Annotated in this window: 15 protein-coding genes and 1 tRNA gene; 8 read left to right on the top strand and 8 right to left on the bottom strand. The window is 58.5% G+C overall.

Features of this window, described 5'->3' with window-relative positions:
- Positions 1-17: 17 nt before the first annotated feature.
- Both BUA94_RS10990 and BUA94_RS10985 read left to right on the top strand, forming a co-directional pair.
- The gene (locus BUA94_RS10990; RefSeq protein WP_073012999.1) at positions 18-428 is read left to right on the top strand and encodes a ketosteroid isomerase-related protein; all 411 of its coding nucleotides are present in this window, start codon (positions 18-20) and stop codon (positions 426-428) included.
- Between the two features lie 91 nt (positions 429-519).
- A complete protein-coding gene (locus BUA94_RS10985; protein ID WP_073012996.1) occupies positions 520-1617 on the top strand; it encodes an NAD(P)/FAD-dependent oxidoreductase in 1098 nt (365 codons plus the stop codon).
- 273 nt (positions 1618-1890) lie between these two features.
- On the opposite strand, the gene BUA94_RS10980 is transcribed toward BUA94_RS10985, so the two are convergent.
- Positions 1891-3147, bottom strand: a complete 1257-nt coding sequence (locus BUA94_RS10980) for a hypothetical protein (protein ID WP_139251089.1) — start codon at positions 3145-3147, stop codon at positions 1891-1893.
- A 324-nt stretch (positions 3148-3471) separates the two neighbouring features.
- Positions 3472-3960, bottom strand: coding sequence for a cytochrome b (locus BUA94_RS10975; protein WP_073012989.1), 489 nt, complete (start codon positions 3958-3960; stop codon positions 3472-3474).
- Positions 3961-4197: 237 nt separating this feature from the next.
- Between BUA94_RS10975 and BUA94_RS10970 the strand changes: the two genes are divergently transcribed.
- On the top strand, positions 4198-4785 hold the full coding sequence (locus BUA94_RS10970; protein ID WP_073012985.1) for a GNAT family N-acetyltransferase: 588 nt from the start codon (positions 4198-4200) through the stop codon (positions 4783-4785).
- Positions 4786-4862: 77 nt separating this feature from the next.
- Here BUA94_RS10970 and BUA94_RS10965 read toward each other — a convergent pair whose 3' ends face one another.
- Both BUA94_RS10965 and BUA94_RS10960 read right to left on the bottom strand, forming a co-directional pair.
- Complete coding sequence (locus BUA94_RS10965; RefSeq protein ID WP_084081930.1) at positions 4863-5654, bottom strand: SIMPL domain-containing protein; 792 nt, start codon at positions 5652-5654, stop codon at positions 4863-4865.
- Between the two features lie 116 nt (positions 5655-5770).
- Positions 5771-6871, bottom strand: coding sequence for an AI-2E family transporter (locus tag BUA94_RS10960; protein ID WP_073012979.1), 1101 nt, complete (start codon positions 6869-6871; stop codon positions 5771-5773).
- A gap of 284 nt (positions 6872-7155) precedes the next feature.
- On the opposite strand from BUA94_RS10960, the gene BUA94_RS10955 reads away from it, so the two are divergent.
- A tRNA-Ile gene (locus BUA94_RS10955) sits at positions 7156-7231 on the top strand.
- A gap of 323 nt (positions 7232-7554) precedes the next feature.
- Complete coding sequence (locus BUA94_RS10950) at positions 7555-9444, top strand: hypothetical protein (protein ID WP_139251088.1); 1890 nt, start codon at positions 7555-7557, stop codon at positions 9442-9444.
- Positions 9445-9484: 40 nt separating this feature from the next.
- Here BUA94_RS10950 and BUA94_RS10945 read toward each other — a convergent pair whose 3' ends face one another.
- The 4 genes from BUA94_RS10945 to BUA94_RS10930 form a co-directional block, all read right to left on the bottom strand.
- On the bottom strand, positions 9485-9973 hold the full coding sequence (locus BUA94_RS10945; RefSeq protein ID WP_073012973.1) for a GNAT family N-acetyltransferase: 489 nt from the start codon (positions 9971-9973) through the stop codon (positions 9485-9487).
- Positions 9974-10127: 154 nt separating this feature from the next.
- Positions 10128-12491 carry a glycoside hydrolase family 31 protein gene (locus BUA94_RS10940; RefSeq protein WP_073012971.1) on the bottom strand — a complete coding sequence of 788 codons (2364 nt, stop codon included), beginning with the start codon at positions 12489-12491 and terminating at the stop codon, positions 10128-10130.
- A complete protein-coding gene (locus BUA94_RS10935; RefSeq protein ID WP_073012968.1) occupies positions 12488-13789 on the bottom strand; it encodes a TRAP transporter large permease in 1302 nt (433 codons plus the stop codon). Before BUA94_RS10935 ends, BUA94_RS10940 begins: the two co-directional genes overlap by 4 nt.
- Positions 13790-13817: 28 nt before the next feature.
- Positions 13818-14321 (bottom strand): TRAP transporter small permease, encoded by a 504-nt coding sequence (locus BUA94_RS10930; protein ID WP_073012965.1) that lies wholly within the window; start codon positions 14319-14321, stop codon positions 13818-13820.
- A gap of 261 nt (positions 14322-14582) precedes the next feature.
- Here BUA94_RS10930 and BUA94_RS10925 point away from each other — a divergent pair, with 261 nt between their 5' ends.
- The 3 genes from BUA94_RS10925 to BUA94_RS10915 are packed head-to-tail and all read left to right on the top strand — an operon-like array spanning position 14583 to position 18128.
- Positions 14583-15563: a TRAP transporter substrate-binding protein gene (locus BUA94_RS10925; RefSeq protein WP_139251087.1), complete on the top strand. Its 981-nt coding sequence runs from the start codon at positions 14583-14585 to the stop codon at positions 15561-15563.
- Between the two features lie 46 nt (positions 15564-15609).
- Complete coding sequence (locus BUA94_RS10920; protein ID WP_073012961.1) at positions 15610-17400, top strand: glycoside hydrolase family 2 protein; 1791 nt, start codon at positions 15610-15612, stop codon at positions 17398-17400.
- Entirely contained in the window at positions 17397-18128 is a 732-nt protein-coding gene (locus tag BUA94_RS10915) for an FCD domain-containing protein (RefSeq protein WP_073012958.1), read from the top strand. Before BUA94_RS10920 ends, BUA94_RS10915 begins: the two co-directional genes overlap by 4 nt.
- The last annotated feature ends 4 nt before the right edge of the window (positions 18129-18132 follow it).

Raw genomic sequence — 18132 nt, 5'->3', positions numbered from 1 at the left:
CGCTGACAGGATCACATATGTCCCAGACTTCAACGCTTGCTCTTCTCGAGCGCTATTACGCTGCCTTCAACGCTGGCGACACGGCCGCCATGGAGGCGCTGGTCAGCGATGACATCGCGCATGATGTGAACCAGGGCGGGCGGCGCAACGGCAAGGCACTGTTCGCGCAATTCAACGCGCACATGACCCGTTGCTACAAGGAACAGCTGACCGACATGGTGCTCTTTGCCAATGAAGACGGCACGCGTGCAGCTGCCGAGTTCATCGTCAACGGCACTTACCTTGCCACCGACGAGGGACTGCCAGAGGCGGCCGGTCAGACCTACCGCCTGCCGGCAGGGACCTTTTTCGATGTGAAGGACGGCAAGATCGCTCGCATCACCACTTACTATAATCTTGAAGACTGGATTGCGCAGGTCGGAGCCTGAGCAATAGATCCTTCCGGGGGCGTGGTGGCTTGTATCCGCTGCGCCTCCCGTTAGACTGGTGGAAGTATTCCTCTGCTTCTCCCGGTTTCTCATGAAAATTATCATCGTCGGTGCCGGCATCGCCGGTTTGTCTACTGCCTGGGCCCTGACCCGCAGGGGCATTGAAGTGACCCTGCTTGAGCAGGGACCTATCCCGAACCCCTTGTCCGCGTCAGGCGATCAACACCGGATCATCCGCCGTGCCTATGGCGCACAAGGCGGCTACCAGAGGCGCATCGGCGAAGCCTATGCTGCCTGGGACCGGATGTGGGATGACCTGGGCGCCCGCCATCTGGTCGATACCGGCTTTCTGCTTCTTTGCCGTGTGACGGGCGACGAAGCCGATGGCATGCGCGATGGATTGGTTGCCGGAGGCTACGCCTTTGAGGACTTCAGCGCTGCCGAGGCAGAACAGCGCTATCCGTTCCTCGATGGAGGCAGCCTGCGCTATGGCACCTATAGTCCGGAAGGTGGCGTGCTTCTTTGCCAGAAGATTGCGGGTGGCCTTCGGGATTGGCTGAAGGCTCGCAATGTCGATGTGCGCGCAAATACCCGCGTTGCGTCGGTGGACGCTGCTGCAGGCTCGGTCTGCCTTGAGGATGGGGAAGTGCTTTCGGCGGACCGGATTGTGGTGACGGCGGGAGCCTGGGCGCTGGGGCTTTTACCAGCCTTGTCCGAACGTCTCACGACCTACCGCACTGCCGTTGCCTATCTGACGCCGCCACATGACCTTCAGGCGCATTGGGAGGCGGCACCGGTCATTCTGTCGACCGGTGGTCCGGTCGAAGGATATGTCATTCCGCCTGTCGCCGGCACGGGGCTGAAAGTGGGGGCGGGCGTTCACAAGCGCCTTGGTGAACCGGATCAGAACCGGGTGCCTGAACCTGGAGAAGGTCTCTCACTTCGCAATCTGATGGCTCCGCCCTTTTCCCGGATCGATGAGTATGGTGTCGCAGACGTCGTGACCTGTGCCTATACGTTCACATCGGATGAGCACTTCTTTCTCGAGGAAACCGGCAAGGCGGTGGTCGTGTCGGCCTGTTCTGGCCACGGCTACAAATTTGGCGCCGTTGTTGGCGAGAAGATCGCGGAAGGTCTGGTGGAGGATACCATGCAGTCGCAGCGTCTTTGGCTGGAAGCGCGCGACTAGAGAGGGCTGAGGCCCTAGAAACCAAAAACCCGGCGGATCGCTCCGCCGGGTTTGGACAAATTCGGTGTCCGGACATGAAAAGATTTGCAAAAAAGATCTAGAAAATAAGTTTTTGAGTTCGAGAAAGCCTCTCATCAATGCAAGCGGTGCGAGATGAGAAACAAACCCTTCAATGAGAGAGAGCATAGCCAGACATGTCGGGAAACAGCATGGCAAAAAACTGGCAAAAATCCGATGGAGCGATTTGCCTCTGAATTGAGCAAATTGCCAGTGTCAGAAGTGTCCTGACCGGTCCCGGAAAGATTGGCGGCTTTCCTTGAGTTTCCGTACCAGAATCTCGTTTCCACAGCGCTGCGCACAGTGGATGGAATCTGTGAAAAAGCCATCGACGGTTTCTGCATCGTCCATCGACTGACCTCCCAGGAAGAATTCCCGCTCAGCCACTTTCGCCTGCATCTCGCGCACTTTGCAGCGCGCCCAGTCCATCTGTCCGAGCTTGCGGTCGAGTTCGCGCATGCAGTGTTCGAGAATGAAGTGGGCTTGTGCAATGTCACCATTTTTCATGTGCCACTGGGCGATGCCCACGCGGAATAGAATCCGATGTTCAAGTGCCCCTCGGGTGTCGACGCGGTTCACATGGACATTCATCGCGTGTAGGTCGGATGCCAGCGTTACGCCCATCTCGACATTCAGCCGAACCTTGTTGAGTTCGATCATGACACTGAGAGGTAGTGTACTTGAGGGGGCGTTGTCAAAAGCCTGGGTAATTTGAAGTGCGGTGTTCTGAATGTCGACCAACTGAACAGGCGGGGCGCCGAGAAACTCTTCCTGATAGCGGCGCAGCAGATGAAAGCGGGCTGCTTCGGTCATGCTCGGACCGCCGTGGGAAAGCTCCGGAGCAATGATGTTCTCAAGGACGTATTTGTAGCTTTGCTTGTTGCCAGATTGATAGGCGGAATAGGCTGTTACTGACAGCAGGGCGGTGGTGTCAGCATCTGCTGAAGCCTCGTTCAACTTGATCATGCCGGTGTTCACCGCCGTGATCAGCAACTGGCCATTGGCATCTGCCTTGGATGCATTGCCTCTGATACGCTCCCGGCTGATGGCGTTGTTCAAAAGCGCGTGGAAGGCTTCTGAATCATTCAGATCGGACAAGCGGAGGCCGTTGGCTGCAGCAAGCTCTTCAAGCTTTTCCTGTCTCGTCGCCTTTGAATGCTTGAGAATAGGGGCGGTTGGATTTTTGCGCCGCTCTTTCCGGTACTCATTGAACAGCTCGATCAGACGCGCGGTTTCTTCCTTTGACCGGCTCAGGATCTTGCAAAGCAGGCGGAACTTGGCGTCGGACAGACCGGCCTTGCCATTCAGGATCTTGTTCCAGTGGCTGCTGTCGATTTCTGTAAGGGACTGGATATATTCCCAGCGGCCCAGGCCGCTCTCATATGCACGTTCATTGATGAGTGTATCGATCGCAGAAACGACATCGGTAGCTAAATCAAGATCTGTACCCGCATTTGCGAAAATCTTGTTCACCATCGCCCCCTGGCAGCCTTGGCATTTCCGAGGCCATTGCCAAGTTTATCGCGTCCTATGAAGATGCGCTCGGGAAGGGCCAGGTTTTGTGCCTTGACCAGCTGCTCATAGTCACCGTTCTGTCTGTTCCTCTGCCCTGCTCGACGGTTGGTCTGGCGGGGGGCGGGACGGCATGATTCTTCGCAGCTAGCTAGTTTTCACTAGAGCGAATGTCGATGCTCGTCAAGATGGTGCAGGTTCGTAGTCTTTGAAACTCAGGGCTGCCTAGTTGCAATCCGAAGGTGTAATCTGTTCCGGAAATGTGTTCCGGAGAAATTTTTCTTCTTACATCATGCGCTTGAGAAGACCGTCTTTCAGGACAACTTGGTGCCAGAGTGCGGCGGCGACATGAAGCGCAATCAATAGGATGAACACTGGCTTCATCAGTTCGTGGACCTCACCGGCCAGATGAATTCCAAGAAACCAGGCAGCAAGCCCAGTTAACGGTGTCACCAGCAGCAACACATAGAACAGGCCGTGTGTCCATTTTGCAGCCTGCTCTTGCCAACGAGGGGAGGGAAGGGGAGGCGGGGTTCCATGCGTCATGCGCAAGATGAGCCGGAGGACCGACAGAAGCAGGATTGCGATGCCAACATAGATATGCGCATTGCCCATAAAACTGTCGAGGGTGGACAGATCCCGTCCGTCGCGCAATGCCCGCCCCATCTGGCCGATTGCTTCGCCGAAGATGAGCTGGAACACCACGAAGACGGCGACGGTCCAGTGCAGCAACACATGGAGGCGGCTATAGGAGGCTGGCTGTGTCTGCGACATGGCTGGGCGTTCCTTATCTATAGATCCGGTGACTCAAGTTTCTGAGCTCTAGGTCAGTTTATACTGACCTCATCGCAGAATGATGTCGACCGCGGAAACCTGCGCAGGATCGTTGATGCGATCCTTTGAAGGTATGCGGAAAGCACATATCTGGTAGCTGCTGTTCAGACACCCGGAGAGGTTGATTTTTAACCCTCACCCCATGATGCTACACGCGGGCAGGAGTGGGAGTGACATATGCCAATAAATATCAAGGTTCTCAAAGACGAGGACCTGAGAAAGGCTTTGCCGGATCTGGCACGCCTGCGCATCGATGTATTCAAGAGCTGGCCATACATCTACGATGGGTCGATGGAGTATGAGCAGCGCTATCTGCAGCGTTATGCCCATACCGATGGGGCTGTGATTGTCGGTGCTTTTGATGGCGACGCGCTCGTCGGAGCGGCCACGGGTGAGCCGCTCGAAAAGGAAGTCATTCAGTTCCGCCGTCCGTTCGAGGAAAACCGGCTCGATCCGAAGAAGATCTTCTACATGGCCGAATCCGTTCTCTATCCTGCTTATCGAGGCAGAGGGATCGGTCACGAGTTCTTTGATCTGCGCGAGGCCCATGCCCGTAGCCTGGGATATCAAACGGCGGCCTTTTGCGCAGTCGTCCGCCCGGATGTGCATCCCCTGAAGCCTGTCGATTATCAGCCATTGGATCCCTTCTGGGTCAAACGCGGATACAGCAAGCTGGAAAACGGGATCGTCTATTTCCCCTGGCAGGATGTGGGGGAAAACGAGGAGACGGAAAAGCCAATGCAGGTCTGGATCCGCCAGCTTTGACGCGGATCTGACTGACTACAAACAAGAAAGCCGCCGGAAGATTCCGGCGGCTTTTGCATTTGAGGCTTGGGAGGAGGTTATTCCGCCAGTTCCCAGACGATGTTCACAGACGCGGAGAGGGTTTCCTGGCCCGCTTCCATTGGCACGGGCGCGTCGCTGGCGAAGGCCATCTTCTCAGCCCGCATATAGATCGGCTGAGGCATCGCACCACCGGATTCTGAAATGGACAGGATCTTGCCCAGCTTCACACCGGCCGCTTCCGCATAAAGGCTGGCGCGGGCCTTGGCGTTTTCCACGGCGGCCTTGCGCGCGTCGTCCATTTTCACGTCGGCATCACTGATCTGGAAGGAAATGCCGTTCACTTCATTGGCTCCGGATTGAACCACCGTGTTCAGGATCGTGCCGAGCTTTGCCAGATCGCGGATATTGACCGTGACCCCATTGGCAACTTCGTAACCGGCGATTGCCGGAGGTTCATTGCTCCGTTCTTTCTGCTGCTCATAGCGCGGAAATATGGAAAAGCCGCTGGTCTGGATGTCCTTCGGTTCGATGCCTGCTTCCTTGATCTTGGCAATCACGTCAGACATGGCCTTGGTGTTGAGGTCGAGAGCTTCAGGGGCGGTCTTGGCCGGCGTTACCACACGGGTTGTGACCACAGCCATGTCCGGTGCCATCGAGACCTTGCCTTGACCAGTGATCGAAATCGTTGCGACCGGTCCCTTGTCAGCAGTCTCTGCGCGGGCGGCATGGGAGGCTCCAAAGGGCAGGGCAAGTGTTCCGAGCAGCATCAGGGCCATTGGCAGGCGCCGCAGTCTGGAAGACTGCAGGGTGCGAACTGGGACAGTGCGGGTTTCGATCAAGTGGCTCATGTTTCCTCCAGCGGGAATGCAAGGTCTGATTGTGCAATCCTGAAATGTGATTGCGGCGCGGCCATGACGTTTTCATTCATCCGGCGTTCAGGCGGGCGGGAATTTTTCCTGACCCGTCAGACCTTTGTTTGAAGGTCTGGATTCAGGAAGCCGGATTGCGGATCAGAAACCGCTTCCATCTCGCCGATGTCGCCATTGGCTGAAAGCAGCACTGCAACTGGCCGCGTTCTTTCAAACTTCGAACAGATGATCAGCAGGACGACGGTCAAGGGCACGCAGATCACCATGCCAACCACACCCCAGATCGCGCCCCAGAAGGACAGGCTGAGCATGATGACCAGTCCTGAAAGGTTCAGGCTGGAGCCCATCAGACGTGGCTCAACCAGATTGCCGAGGATGAATTGTGCGGAACCGAGGCCAAGCGCAATCAGGATGAAGGGGCCGAGCGTGTCGTAATAGACAAGGGCGAGCAGGCTTGGGAACACGACACTGATCAGCGACCCGATGGTCGGAATGAAGTTCAGCAGAAAGGCAATAAAGCCGAAGAGCGGCGCATAGGGCAGGCCGGCGGCCGTCAGCAGGCCGCTCGTGAACAGCCCGGTGAACAGGCTGACAGCGGTCTTGATGCCGAAGTAATGCATGATGGACCGGTTGATTTCAGCGCGGACGGCAAAGGCTGTGGCGGCTTTTTTCTGGTTTGTAAAAAGGCGCTGAAGTTTCTTGTCGAACGTCGACTGCTCAAGCAGCAGAAACAGGACGTAGATGAAGACAAGGGACGCTGATCCCGCGATCGTGGTCAGGAAGGTGGCGCCGGCCGTCACCATTTTCGGCACGATCGCGTCCGGCAGCAGGTCACGCAGTTCGATCGGGTCTTCCAGCTTCAGCGGACGGGTCGCATCCGAGAACACCTGTTCGAGGCGGGATTGATAGGTGGGGGCGTCACGGGCAAGCTGGGCCAGGTTCACCGTCACCATGTCGAAGACGAGGGTTGCCGCCAGAAAGATGGCGATGAGCGACAGGGGCAGGGCAACCCAGCCCGGCAGGCGCCAGCCGCCGAATGGAATTTTGCGGAAGAGACCTGAGAGCGCGTTGATCAGATACCAGACGATCAGGGCGATGACGAAGGGCAGGATCAGGGTGCGACCCGCCACGAGCAGCCAGCCGCTGAGGCAGATCAGGAACAGGCTGAGCGTGATGGTGAGCAGTGTCGAGCGCATGTCCGGGTCCCCTCGGGTTTCCGCCTTTTATAACAGAGACCTCGGAGTGTGCCGCAAGTGCTCTTGCGCGTGAAAAGTGACCTTCCGGTTTTCCTGCTTTTCGCTGACTTGGCGGCCATGCGCGTTCGAAACGGAAGGTCCTTATCTTTGGAGACTGTTGGGCTGGCCTGGAAGATTTGGAAGGTGCGGATAGTTGCTGCCTTGCCCCTTGCTCCTTGGCTCTTCCTTGGTGTACCAAGCAACCCTGCGCGGAAACGGCTTCTTTGCTGATTGACCCGTGCAAAGGGCCTGTAGCTCAATGGTTAGAGCCGTCCGCTCATAACGGATTGGTTGGGGGTTCGAGTCCCTCCGGGCCCACCATTTTCCTTTTCGCTATTTCTTGATTTTGTAGCGGTCCGGTTCTTTTGCGATGATCTGATCGGCGCCGAAGGGGGATCATGCTTTGAGGTCCTCAAGCCTCAGGATGTGCTCTTTTGCTTGAAGAAAAGTTCTGACGCCTCGGGAGCTTTTCAAATCTCGTTCTTCACGCGTGAAATTTATCTCAATGCAACCGTGCCTTCAGCCGGATAAGGGCATGACTTCCGCATATGGGGTAAAGATGAGCAAAGTGCTTGTGGCAGGTTTACAGCCCTTTTCCGTAGCTGCTAAGTCTTGGGCAATATTCAATAATAGAATTGTATTTCATGCCCAACTTCAAGATCTCGACCCCATCGGACGCTGCCCTTTATCCTCTGCGCGTACATGACACGCCGCATTCTGGGGATGCTGAAATTGGCAAGGGAGATACATTGGCCACGCTCGAGCTGGCCGATGGCCGCAAGGTTCGGATGCCGTGTCCCCTGGAAGGTATCTTGCGGGAAGTTCCCGAAGTGGGGCGGATCTATACGGAGCGTGGTCCGATTGCCCTGATCGAGCAGCTGGAAGATATCGTCTTTTCGCCGGACGATGTTACCGAGGCCGCTCCGGACAGTTCCTCGGCGTCGGAAAAGGCCAAGTCCCCGGGTGCAAAAGCCGGTCCTGCTGAAACGGTGAGTGCCGGTGGAGATCCGGAGGCCGCGGAGCCGGTGAAGAAACGGCGCACCCGTGTGCTTGTAACGGGTGCCATCTTTGGTGTTGCTGCGCTCGCAGGCCTTTATTTCCTGCAGTCTCCCTCGAATGATTTCTCCTCCCTGACAGCAGACATTGGCAAAACGATCACGGGGGCGGCACATTGGCAAGATGCCCGGGAACTCGGTGCAGGTGAAACCTTCCGGCTTCTGTCGCCAGATGGAGCGGAGTTTTACAGTGTGGACGTCGATAGTCAGGGCAATGCCCTGATCGCTGGGCGAATTGGGCAAAAGGGGCTTATTTGCTCTTACAGTTTCAACAGCAAGCAGAAGGGCTGTGGACCGCAAATCGCCATGCGGACGAAAGTGAACCCGGGACTGGATGATCCGAGGTTGGGTTTTACTGAAGCGGAACGCGCCAAGAACCTGAAACGCCTGAAGGAAGAAATGTCAAAACAGCCTGGAGGCAAGCTCTATTTTGATGAGCTCTATTCCAGCGAGACCTATCCCGGGTCTGGCTTCATCTTCCAGAAGGCATTTTCCGGCGGCGATGCACTCGCTGGATTTACGCCTCTCTCAACCAATGAGCCGACCGCCTTTTACCGGTATGATCCGGCAAACCAGAAGGCGACAAGGATCGAGCCCGTTGAGCTTGAGGGGCATTTCACCGCAATAGCCCGCAGCCCGAATTACCTCGCCCTGCTGGAGCAGGAGCCCCTGGATAAGGACAAGCAGGTATCGGCGGTTTTCGGCCTTGGCGGGAAAAATGAAAGTTTTTCGACCACAAGGGATTGGAACCCGAACGGCAAGAATAATACCGACCCCCTCGTGCGAGATCAGTCCAGAACCTTCGCTCAAATCGCGATCCGCGAACTTGATGGCGGTGCGCCTCAGGTCGACCTGACAGGCAGGATCCAGACAGAATATCGTATCAATCGCGGCATTCACACCCGCGTTCCCCTTGAGTTTCGTGGGGATGCGCTGCGCGTGAACCCGAAGGTCACGACCAAGTTCCATGATGCCGAAACAGAACTGCCCGAGAAGGATCGCAAGCCTTACCTGAATAATGATTTCACTTTGACGGCACGTGCCTTCAATCCATCTACCGGAACAACCGCGATTTCGGCCAAAATGCTCACTTGGGTCGAGGGCGCGCAGGGACAGAGCGGGTCCCAGAAGCGCCGCCAGGACCATTTGGTCCGTATTCAGTCTTCCGGGGACAAGACGCTCGGGCAGCTCGTGATTTCGGGCGATGATTTTCCCGGTCTTGTCGAGGTTTCCAGGATCCTGCCGCTCTCGAAGGGGCGTTTCCTGTTGCTGATTGCGGATCTGAAAAGCAGCAAGAAAAATTCCGCGATCCTGATCATCGATGAAAGTGGCCGGCCCTTGCGTCAGGAATGGTCCAGTTCCGCTATCATTCGGGATGTTGTCATGGGCGGTGACGGTAATGTCTATGCCGTTGGGTCCGGCAAGGAAGATGGCAAGACCCTCGGGATCCTGAAGCGTTACCGTCCGGGCGACCTTTGACCTGCCCTTTGCCTCCTGGCATTTCGCATTAAAATGCCGGTCAATTCTGCCGCATTTCGAAATAGGTCTTTGTGCCTGTCCTGAAGCCCGCGGTTTCGTAGAAGCGGAGGGTGCTTTCCTTTTTCGAGCCGGTGGCCAGCAGCAGCTTGTAGCAGCCTTCCTGCCAGGCCAGATCGCGTGCGGCATGCAGGACGGCATGGCCGAGGCCCTTGCGCCGGTGGGCCGCGTCCGTGATGACATTCTCGATGACCCCATAGGGCCTTGCTCCGCGTGACAGGTTTGGAATGATCGCGAGCGTGCAGCAGGCCGCAGGCAGGCCATCTATTTCTGTAACGAACACCGTGGTGAAACCGCTCGAAAGAAGCCTTGCCCAGGTTGTCCGGGCTGTTTCCGGATCCAGAACCGGGTCGTCCGGAATGAGCTGGCGGAAGAGGGCAAGAACGCCGTCCAGATCCTCCACACGTGCGGGGCGGACAATCGGTTTGAGATTCGAGGGCGGGGACGTGACCGTCAAGACGATGTCCTTCATGCTGGGCGGGGCCTGTCTGGCATCAAGATGATCCCGCCAGAGGCTGCGAGAAGAGGGGCCGGGCGAGTGAAGCCTATCGCATCGGACAAAAAAGCCCCGCGCACAAATTTCGTTGTGCGCGGGGCTTCTGCGTTTTGAAAAGTCCTGAGCGGACTTAGAGCGAGATCGACGCGCCCTGGCCGAGGGCCGTGCCACGGGCGCTGAGTGTCCGGGTTTCGCCTTTCGGGAGAACCAGGGTTGCTTCGCTCAGAACCGGGGTGCCGCTGCCGTCCTTCGTCCAGTCGAGGTCGAGGGCGCCGCCTGCTTCCTTCAAGGAGAAGGAGAGGTGGCTGAACGGCGCATCAACGCTGATGCCGTCATCTTCGAAGAGTTCGCCCGTCGCTTCGCCCGTTGCCGGAACCGGGAAGAGGGCCAGGATACGGCCGGTCTCCGCTTCCGGAGCCGCGCGGCTGCTGCCTTCTGCGAGCGGCAGGATGGCGCCGGCGCGGACGAACAGCGGCATGGAGCCGAGGTCGACGGAGAGGTCCAGTTCCTGGCCGCCTTTGTGCCAGGTGCCTGCGTGGAAGTCCCACCAGCCGGTGCCGTTCTCGGGCAGATAGACCTTGCGGGTTGCAACACCCTTGTCGACCACATTGGCAACGAGCAGATCCGGGCCGAGCATGAAGTCGTCCGTATCGTCCCAGCAGCGCTGGTCATCGGGGAATTCCACGAAGGTCGGACGCATCATGGCTTCGTCGAAACGGGCCATGCGCCACAGCAGCGTATAGAGATACGGCATCAGCTTGTAGCGCAGCTTGATGGCATCGCGGATGTGATGGGTCACTTCCGGATACATCCAGGGCTCGTTGACCGTGTGGTCGTCGTTCCAGCTGTGGATGGTGAAGCGCGGATGGAAGATTCCGTTCTGAACCCAGCGGACGAAGAGTTCCGGTTCCGGCTTCAGACCAGCGAAGCCGCCAACATCGTGGCCGATGTTGAAGAAGCCGGACATGGACAGTCCGAGGCCCATACGGATGTTCCAGCGGATCGTCTTCCAGTCGGTCCGGTTGTCACCGGTCCAGGTCTGGGCATAGCGCTGCAGACCCGGCGCGCCGGAGCGGCTGATCAGGTAGGGGCGCAGATGTGGAGCATGGGCCTTCTGGGCGGTTTCTGACGCTCGGGTCATCAGGATCGGCTGGATCGGGCGGATCAGCTTGACCGGGATCTCGCTGCCAAAGCCTTCGCACAAGGCCAGATCGTCCCAGATCTCATACTCGTTGTTGTCGTTCCAGGTGGAGCCGATGCCCTTTTCCAGCAGCTGCCGGGTCACATTCTCCTGCCACCAGCGCTGGGTTTCCGGCTTGGTGAAATCGAGATGAGAGCCTTCGTCGTCCCAGAAGATCGACCGTTCCGGCTTGCCGGTCTCGCTGTCGCGGACGAAGAGACCTGCGTCTTCCGCCTCGCCATAGCGTGGGTGATCCTGCAGCAGGCACGGCTTGATGTTGGCGATCAGGTGGACGCCGGCATCGCGGAACTTGGCGGTCATGGACAGGACGTCCGGCACCTTGTCCGTGTTCCAGTTGAAGACGTAGCGCTTCGGACCGATGGACGTGTAGCCTGAGGACATCTGGAAGCTGTCGCAGGGAATGTCGTGTTCGGCGATCTTGGACAGGAAGCCTTCCAGCTGAACCTGTGCGTCCGGTGCGTCCGTATAGGACATGGTCGAGCCGGAATAGCCAAGGGTCCAGCGCGGCGGGAAGGCCGTGCCGCCGGTCATTTTGGCCTGTGCGGTCGACAGTTCGCCCAGATTGTCCGCCCAGCGCATGTAGTAATCGAGATCACCATCTTCTGCGCGGTAGCTGCGGTAGGGCTTGTGGTAGTTGTCGAGCTCGTTGCCGAGATCGAACCAGGTGCCGGCCAGGTTGTCGTAGAAGATCGACCAGCAGCCTGCGTCCGCCGTCTTGGTCAGCGTGAAGGGAACGTGCTTGTAGAGCGGGTCGGTCGTCTCGGCGTCATAGCCCATGGCGTCCAGGTTGCGCATTTCATAGCGGCGGCCGGAACGCTCCAGCAGACCGGCCTTCTCGCCCAGGCCATAGACCTTGTCGAGACGGGAGCGGCTGAGGAAATGACTGTGGCGATGATCGCGCACGCCCAGCATCAGGGCACCGGTGCTGCGCTCTTCTGCAAAGACTTTCCAGCCCTCTGCGGTCCTGGCTTCCCAGGAGAGGTGCAGCGGGGTCGAAACGGTCAGGCGCATCGTGTCCGTGGCCAGAACGATCTGGCCTTCGCTCTCGGACAGGGTGAAGGCAGGGCAGGCAAAGCCGTCATTGCGGTCGCGGTTGCGGCCTTCCAGCGGCGCGTCGCCGTTGGGGGCAATGGTCCAGCTCCGGTCCAGCCGCCAGACGCCGTCCTTCAGCAGGGATACGCGGAACAGACGGTCTTCCAGAACGGCGATGCGAAGAAGGTGACGCCCTTCGACTTCCAGTTCCGCACCGGTTGCCGTTGCGGACTTGATGCGCCAGATGTTCAGAGTTTTCATTTGTATCCCAGAAGCAGTTGCGGCAGGGCCAGGCTGATTTCAGGCACGAAGGTGACCAGCATCAGCAGGACGAAGAGCACGGCGTAGAAGGGCAGCAGCGGACGGATCACGGAGCCGATGCTGGTGTTGCCGACCGAGCAGCCGATGAAGAGGGCAGAGCCAACCGGCGGGGTGCAGATGCCGATGCACAGGTTCAGGGTCATCATGACACCGAAATGCACCGGATCCATGCCGAGATCCTGCACCACCGGCATGAAGATCGGAGTGAAGATCAGAAGCGCCGGGGTCATGTCCATGAAGGTGCCGACGATCAGCAGAGCGATGTTGATGGCAAGCAGGATGACAATCGGATTGTCGGAGAGACCCAGCAGGGCATCGGACAGGGCGAAGGGAATGTCGCCGAAAGCCATCACGCGGCTCATGCCGATGCTGGCGCCGATCATCAGAAGGACGATGGCTGTGGTGACCGCCGATTCCAGAATGATGGCGGGGACGTCCTTGAGGCCGATTTCCCGGTACCAGACGAGGGCGAGGAACAGGGTGTAGACGACGGCGATCGCAGACGCTTCGGTGGCGGTGAAGATGCCGAAGATGATTCCGCCCATGACGATCAGGACGAGGCTGAGCGGCAGGATCGCATCTGCGGTGACGCGAAGCACTTCCTTCCAGGTCGAGCGGGGCGCAACCGGATAGCCGCGCTTCTTTGCGATGATACCGGCGACCACCATGAGGCCGAGGCCCATCAGAATGCCCGGAACATAGCCTGCGACGAACAGGGCGGCGATCGAGGTGCCGCCGGTGATCAGCGAGTAGACGATGAAGGTGGTGGAGGGCGGGATCAGCAGGCCGGTCGGCGAGGACGCAATGTTGACGGCGGCGGAGAAGGCCGGGTCATAGCCTTCCTTCTTCTGCAAGGGCGCCATCACGCCGCCAACTGCGGCAGCGGCAGCCACGGCAGAGCCGGAGATCGAGCCGAACATCATGTTGGCCAGAACGTTGCAGTGGGCGAGGGAGCCGGGAAGGCGGCCGCCCAGAACCTTGGCGAAGGAAATCAGACGCAGGGCAATGCCGCCGCGGTTCATGATGTTGCCGGCCAGGATGAAGAACGGAATGGCCAGCAGGGTGAAGCTGTCGAGGCCTGAGGCCATCTGCTGGGCAACGATGAACATGGACTGGTCGAAGCCCATGAACAGAAGGAAGGAAACGGCGGCGGACAGGCCGATGGCGAAGGCGATCGGAACGCCAAGCAGGGTCAGGACGCCAAAGGTGCCGAAAAGCAGGAGTGCTGCAAGGGCCATGGTAATCTCCGGAATGGGCTGGCAGGTATCAGGACAGGGGGCCGGCAGACACGGTGTCTGTTTCGGTAGCCTTTCCTGACAGCAGATCTCCCGCGAAGGTCAGGCAGTAGAAGATCATCACCGCTCCGGAGAACGGGATGGCTCCATAGACATAGCCCATCGGGATCTGCAGGCTCGGGGTCATCTGACCGGAGGCCAGGGTCTTGAGCACCAGCGACGTGCCGCCGTAGATCATTACGAGACCCGCAAAGGCCATGATCAGGGCGAGGATCAGAAGTTCCAGAAGCAGCTTGCGCGTTCCGGTGAGCAGCATCGGCAGAAGGTCGATCGCCAGATGGCGGCCCTGGCCGAGCGTATAGGCGCCGCCAATCAGGGCGACCCACATGAACAGAAAGCGGGCAAGTTCATCCGTAACGGTGCTCGGAACGCCGAAAATGAATCGGCTGGCGACCTGCCAGACCACACAGGCCACAAGAACAGTGAAAATGGCGATGATCGCCCAGCGCAAGATTGCGTCGACCGATTTTCGCATCGGCGTACCTCCTCGTACTGCCCGGGAGTGTCCATGGTCTCACACCTGGCTCCCGCCGCAGGCATCTTTATAGGTTTCTTGGCGGCCAACTTCTACGACCGGGCTAAATTGGTCAACCAATTTCGGTAGACTGGTTGACTCATTTTTTGAAATTGGCAAATGTGTCGCCGCAATTGGTCGACCGCTCCTCTGGCGGAGGCCCAAATATTCTTAAGAGCAGGCCGCGATCCTGCGGCTCTGTTACCTAGGGAGGTAGTACTTATGATGAAGCTGTCCCGTCTTGGTGCGCTTGCTGCCACAGCTTTCCTGACTGCAACCGTGTCCGCTCAGGCTGTCACGCTGAAGCTGAACCACAACAATCCGCCGGATCACCCGGTTCACATCGCCATGCAGATGATGGCTGACCGTCTGGCTGAACTGACCAACGGTGAAGTCAAGATCCGCATCTACCCGAACGGCCAGCTCGGTACCCAGCGCGAATCGATGGAACTGGTTCAGAACTGCTCCCTGGAAATGGCTCGCTCCAACGCTTCCGAACTCGAAGCCTTTGAAGAAAGCTATTCGGCTCTGAACCTGCCGTACATCTTCCAGTCGGAAGAGCATTTCAACAAGGTTGTGTCCGGCCCGATCGGCGAAGAAATCCTGAACTCTTCCGTTGCTCAGGGCTTCCGCGGCGTGGCTTTCTACACCGAAGGCGCTCGTTCCTTCTACGGCAGCAAGGCGATCAACTCTCCGGCCGACCTGAAGGGCATGAAGATCCGCGTTCAGCCGAGCCCGTCTGCAATCCGCATGGTTGAGCTGCTCGGCGGCAACCCGACCCCGATCGCTTGGGGCGAGCTCTACAGCGCCCTGCAGCAGGGTGTTGTCGATGGCGCAGAAAACAACCCGACGGCTCTGACCACTGCCCGTCATGGCGAAGTTGCCAAGCACTTCTCCTTGGACGAGCACACCATGATCCCGTCTGTCGTTGTGATCTCCAACTGCGCTTATGACGGTCTGAGCGACGATCAGAAGAAAGCTCTGCGTCAGGCCGCTCTTGAGTCCATGGAAGCGCAGCGCGTTGCCTGGAACGAAGCTTCCGACGCCGCCATTGCGACTGCAAAGTCTGAAATGGGCGTTGAAGTGAACACCGTCGACAAGGCTCCGTTCGTGGAAGCTGTCATGCCGATGCATGCCGAAGTTGCTGCCAAGTCCGAGAAGCTGGGCAAGCTGATCGCCGAGATCAAGGCTGCAGCCAACTAATAGCGGCACGACGCGAAGTTTTCAGACTACCAACGGGAGGAATACCATGCTTGAGCGTTCGGACTTGGCGGACAACGCCCTTCAGTGCCTGCACGATGAGGACTATGACCGTCCTTACAATCTGCAGAACCTGAATGCGGACACGCTGATCTTCACGAGCGGCCGGGATGGTGTTTCTCTCGACGGTGACTGGAACTTCTGTGTCGACCTGCTCGACACTGGCTTGCGGCAGAAATGGTTCTCCATGCTGCCGCAAGCTCATGAAGACAAGACGGAACCCTGGGACTATGACCCCTATGAGGGGGAAACTGTTCCGGTGCCGTCCTGCTGGCAGATGCTGAAGGAGAAGTGGTACTTCTTCGAGGGCTCAGCCTGGTACACCCGTGCAGTGGATGCCGAACCTCTGGCCGCCGGACGGCGCCGGTTCCTGCGCATCGGTGCGGCGCAGTATGACTGCAAGGTTTTTATCAACGGCCAGTTTCTCGGCAACCACTATGGCGGGTCTACGCCGTTCTGCGTGGAAGTGACCGAAGCGCTTCAGCCCGGCCGCAACTGGCTGATGCTGTGTGTGAACAACACCCGCACGCTCGACCGCGTCCCGATGCGCAACACCGACTGGTTCAATTATGGCGGCGTCTACCGTGAGGTTGCGCTGTACGAGACGCCGTCCACTGTCATCAAGGGTGTCTTTGCCCGTCTGGATGGTGAGGGGATCGCCGTGGACGTCGAGACCGATGGTCCGGCCTCCGTCGCACGCATCCGGTTGCCCGAACTGGGTATTGATCAGGAAGTGGTTCTGGCCGGTGGCAAGGGCCGCCTGGATCTGGCTGTCCGTCCCGAGCTCTGGTCACCCGAGAGCCCAAAGCTCTACAAGCTGACCGTGGAAGCCGGTGGTGATGCTATTTGCGACAAGGTCGGGTTCCGCCGGATCGAACGGCGCGGAACAGATCTCTTCCTCAATGGCGAGCCGCTGTTCCTGCGCGGTATTTCCGTTCATGAGGACGACGAGACCAAGGGCAAGTGCACCAGCGAAGAGGATCTGCGCCGCAGGTTTGCCGATGCCCGGGATCTTGGCTGCAACTTCCTGCGTCTTGCTCATTACCCGCACCATGAACGGGCAGCTGAAATCGCCGATGAGCTGGGCTTCCTGCTTTGGGAAGAGATACCGGTCTACTGGGCCATCGACTTCGCCAATCCGGCAACCCGCCGGGATGCAGAGAACCAGCTGCGTGAACTGATCCGCCGTGACCGCAACCGCGCCAGCGTGATCATCTGGTCCGTCGGTAATGAGAACCCGGACACGGATGCCCGTCTCGAGTTCATGCGCGGCCTGACGGAAGTGGCCCGGGCGGAAGACCCAACCCGTCTGCTGTCTGCAGCCTGCCTGGTCAATCATGCCAAGCTCAAGATCGAGGACCGGCTGGCCGCTCACATCGATATCATCGGTCTGAACGAATATTACGGCTGGTATGAAGAGGAATTCGAGGAGCTGGTCGCCATCGGCCGCAACTCCAATCCGGACCGGCCGGTGGTGATTTCGGAAACCGGCGCGGATGGTGATCACACGCAGCACGGTCCTGAAAAAGGATTGTTCAGCATCGATTATCAACGTGAAGTTTACGAAAAGCAGATCGAAATCCTTAGTCGTCTATCCTATATTCGCGGCATCTCGCCCTGGATTCTCTACGATTTCCGTGTCGAGCGGAGGCAGAACGTGTTTCAGCGCGGGTTCAACCGCAAGGGGCTGATCGCGGCTGACAAGAGGACCCGCAAACCGGCATTCGAAGTTCTGCAGGGATTTTATGAGGCTCAGAAAAGGGAGGTTGAGCCGGCATGAGTGGAACGAGGCGCTATCAGGATGTTGCCATAGAGCTGCGGGAACTTATCCGCAGCCGTGGCATGGCCATTGGTGAGCGCCTTATATCGGAGCGTCAGATATCCGAGGAACTCCACGTTTCCCGGTCGCTGGTCCGCGAAGCCCTGATCATGCTCGAAATCGAAGGTCTTGTGGAGGTCCGGCAGGGGTCGGGCATCTATCTGAGCGCCAGCCCGGATGAAAAGGCCCCGATGATGCGGGACGACATTGGTCCCTTTGAATTGCTTCAGGCGCGCCAGCTTCTCGAGAGCAACATTGCGGCCTTTGCCGCGGAAATGGTGACCAAGAACGACATCCTGCGCATGCGCGAGGCCCTAGAGGTCGAGCGCAAGGGCATCGAGACCAGCGACCCGAATTACAACGGTGACGAGATGTTCCATCTTCTCATTGCCGAGGCGACGCAGAACTCGGTCCTGGTCGACATGGTGCGTGAACTCTGGCGCAAGCGGGAGCAGAGCCCCATGTGGGCCCGGCTGCACGAGCGCATCTTCAATGCCGATTACCGCACCGCTTGGCTGGACGACCACCGGGTCATCCTGACAGCTCTGCAAAGCAAGGATCCTGCCGCGGCCCGCCGGTCCATGTGGCAGCATCTGGAGAATGTCCGGGAGACGCTCATGGAGCTCTCCGATGTCGAGGATCCTGCCTTCGACGGTTATCTGTTTCAGCCAATCGCCCAGATCAATTGATCCT

Source organism: Roseibium suaedae (assembly GCF_900142725.1).
Lineage (GTDB): Bacteria > Pseudomonadota > Alphaproteobacteria > Rhizobiales > Stappiaceae > Roseibium > Roseibium suaedae.
The sequence above is the reverse complement of the archived record's forward strand: the minus strand, read 5'-3'. Positions and strand labels throughout refer to the sequence as shown.

Coding starts and splice junctions, on each gene's coding strand:
- BUA94_RS10925 (WP_139251087.1), top strand. CDS start 14,583: ATGATGAAGCTGTCCCGTCTTGGTGCGCTTGCTGCCACAGCTTTCCTG.
- BUA94_RS10970 (WP_073012985.1), top strand. CDS start 4,198: ATGCCAATAAATATCAAGGTTCTCAAAGACGAGGACCTGAGAAAGGCT.
- BUA94_RS10935 (WP_073012968.1), bottom strand. CDS start 13,789: ATGGCCCTTGCAGCACTCCTGCTTTTCGGCACCTTTGGCGTCCTGACC.
- BUA94_RS10960 (WP_073012979.1), bottom strand. CDS start 6,871: ATGCGCTCGACACTGCTCACCATCACGCTCAGCCTGTTCCTGATCTGC.
- BUA94_RS10975 (WP_073012989.1), bottom strand. CDS start 3,960: ATGTCGCAGACACAGCCAGCCTCCTATAGCCGCCTCCATGTGTTGCTG.
- BUA94_RS10945 (WP_073012973.1), bottom strand. CDS start 9,973: ATGAAGGACATCGTCTTGACGGTCACGTCCCCGCCCTCGAATCTCAAA.
- BUA94_RS10915 (WP_073012958.1), top strand. CDS start 17,397: ATGAGTGGAACGAGGCGCTATCAGGATGTTGCCATAGAGCTGCGGGAA.
- BUA94_RS10965 (WP_084081930.1), bottom strand. CDS start 5,654: ATGAGCCACTTGATCGAAACCCGCACTGTCCCAGTTCGCACCCTGCAG.
- BUA94_RS10990 (WP_073012999.1), top strand. CDS start 18: ATGTCCCAGACTTCAACGCTTGCTCTTCTCGAGCGCTATTACGCTGCC.
- BUA94_RS10940 (WP_073012971.1), bottom strand. CDS start 12,491: ATGAAAACTCTGAACATCTGGCGCATCAAGTCCGCAACGGCAACCGGT.
- BUA94_RS10985 (WP_073012996.1), top strand. CDS start 520: ATGAAAATTATCATCGTCGGTGCCGGCATCGCCGGTTTGTCTACTGCC.
- BUA94_RS10930 (WP_073012965.1), bottom strand. CDS start 14,321: ATGCGAAAATCGGTCGACGCAATCTTGCGCTGGGCGATCATCGCCATT.
- BUA94_RS10920 (WP_073012961.1), top strand. CDS start 15,610: ATGCTTGAGCGTTCGGACTTGGCGGACAACGCCCTTCAGTGCCTGCAC.
- BUA94_RS10950 (WP_139251088.1), top strand. CDS start 7,555: ATGCCCAACTTCAAGATCTCGACCCCATCGGACGCTGCCCTTTATCCT.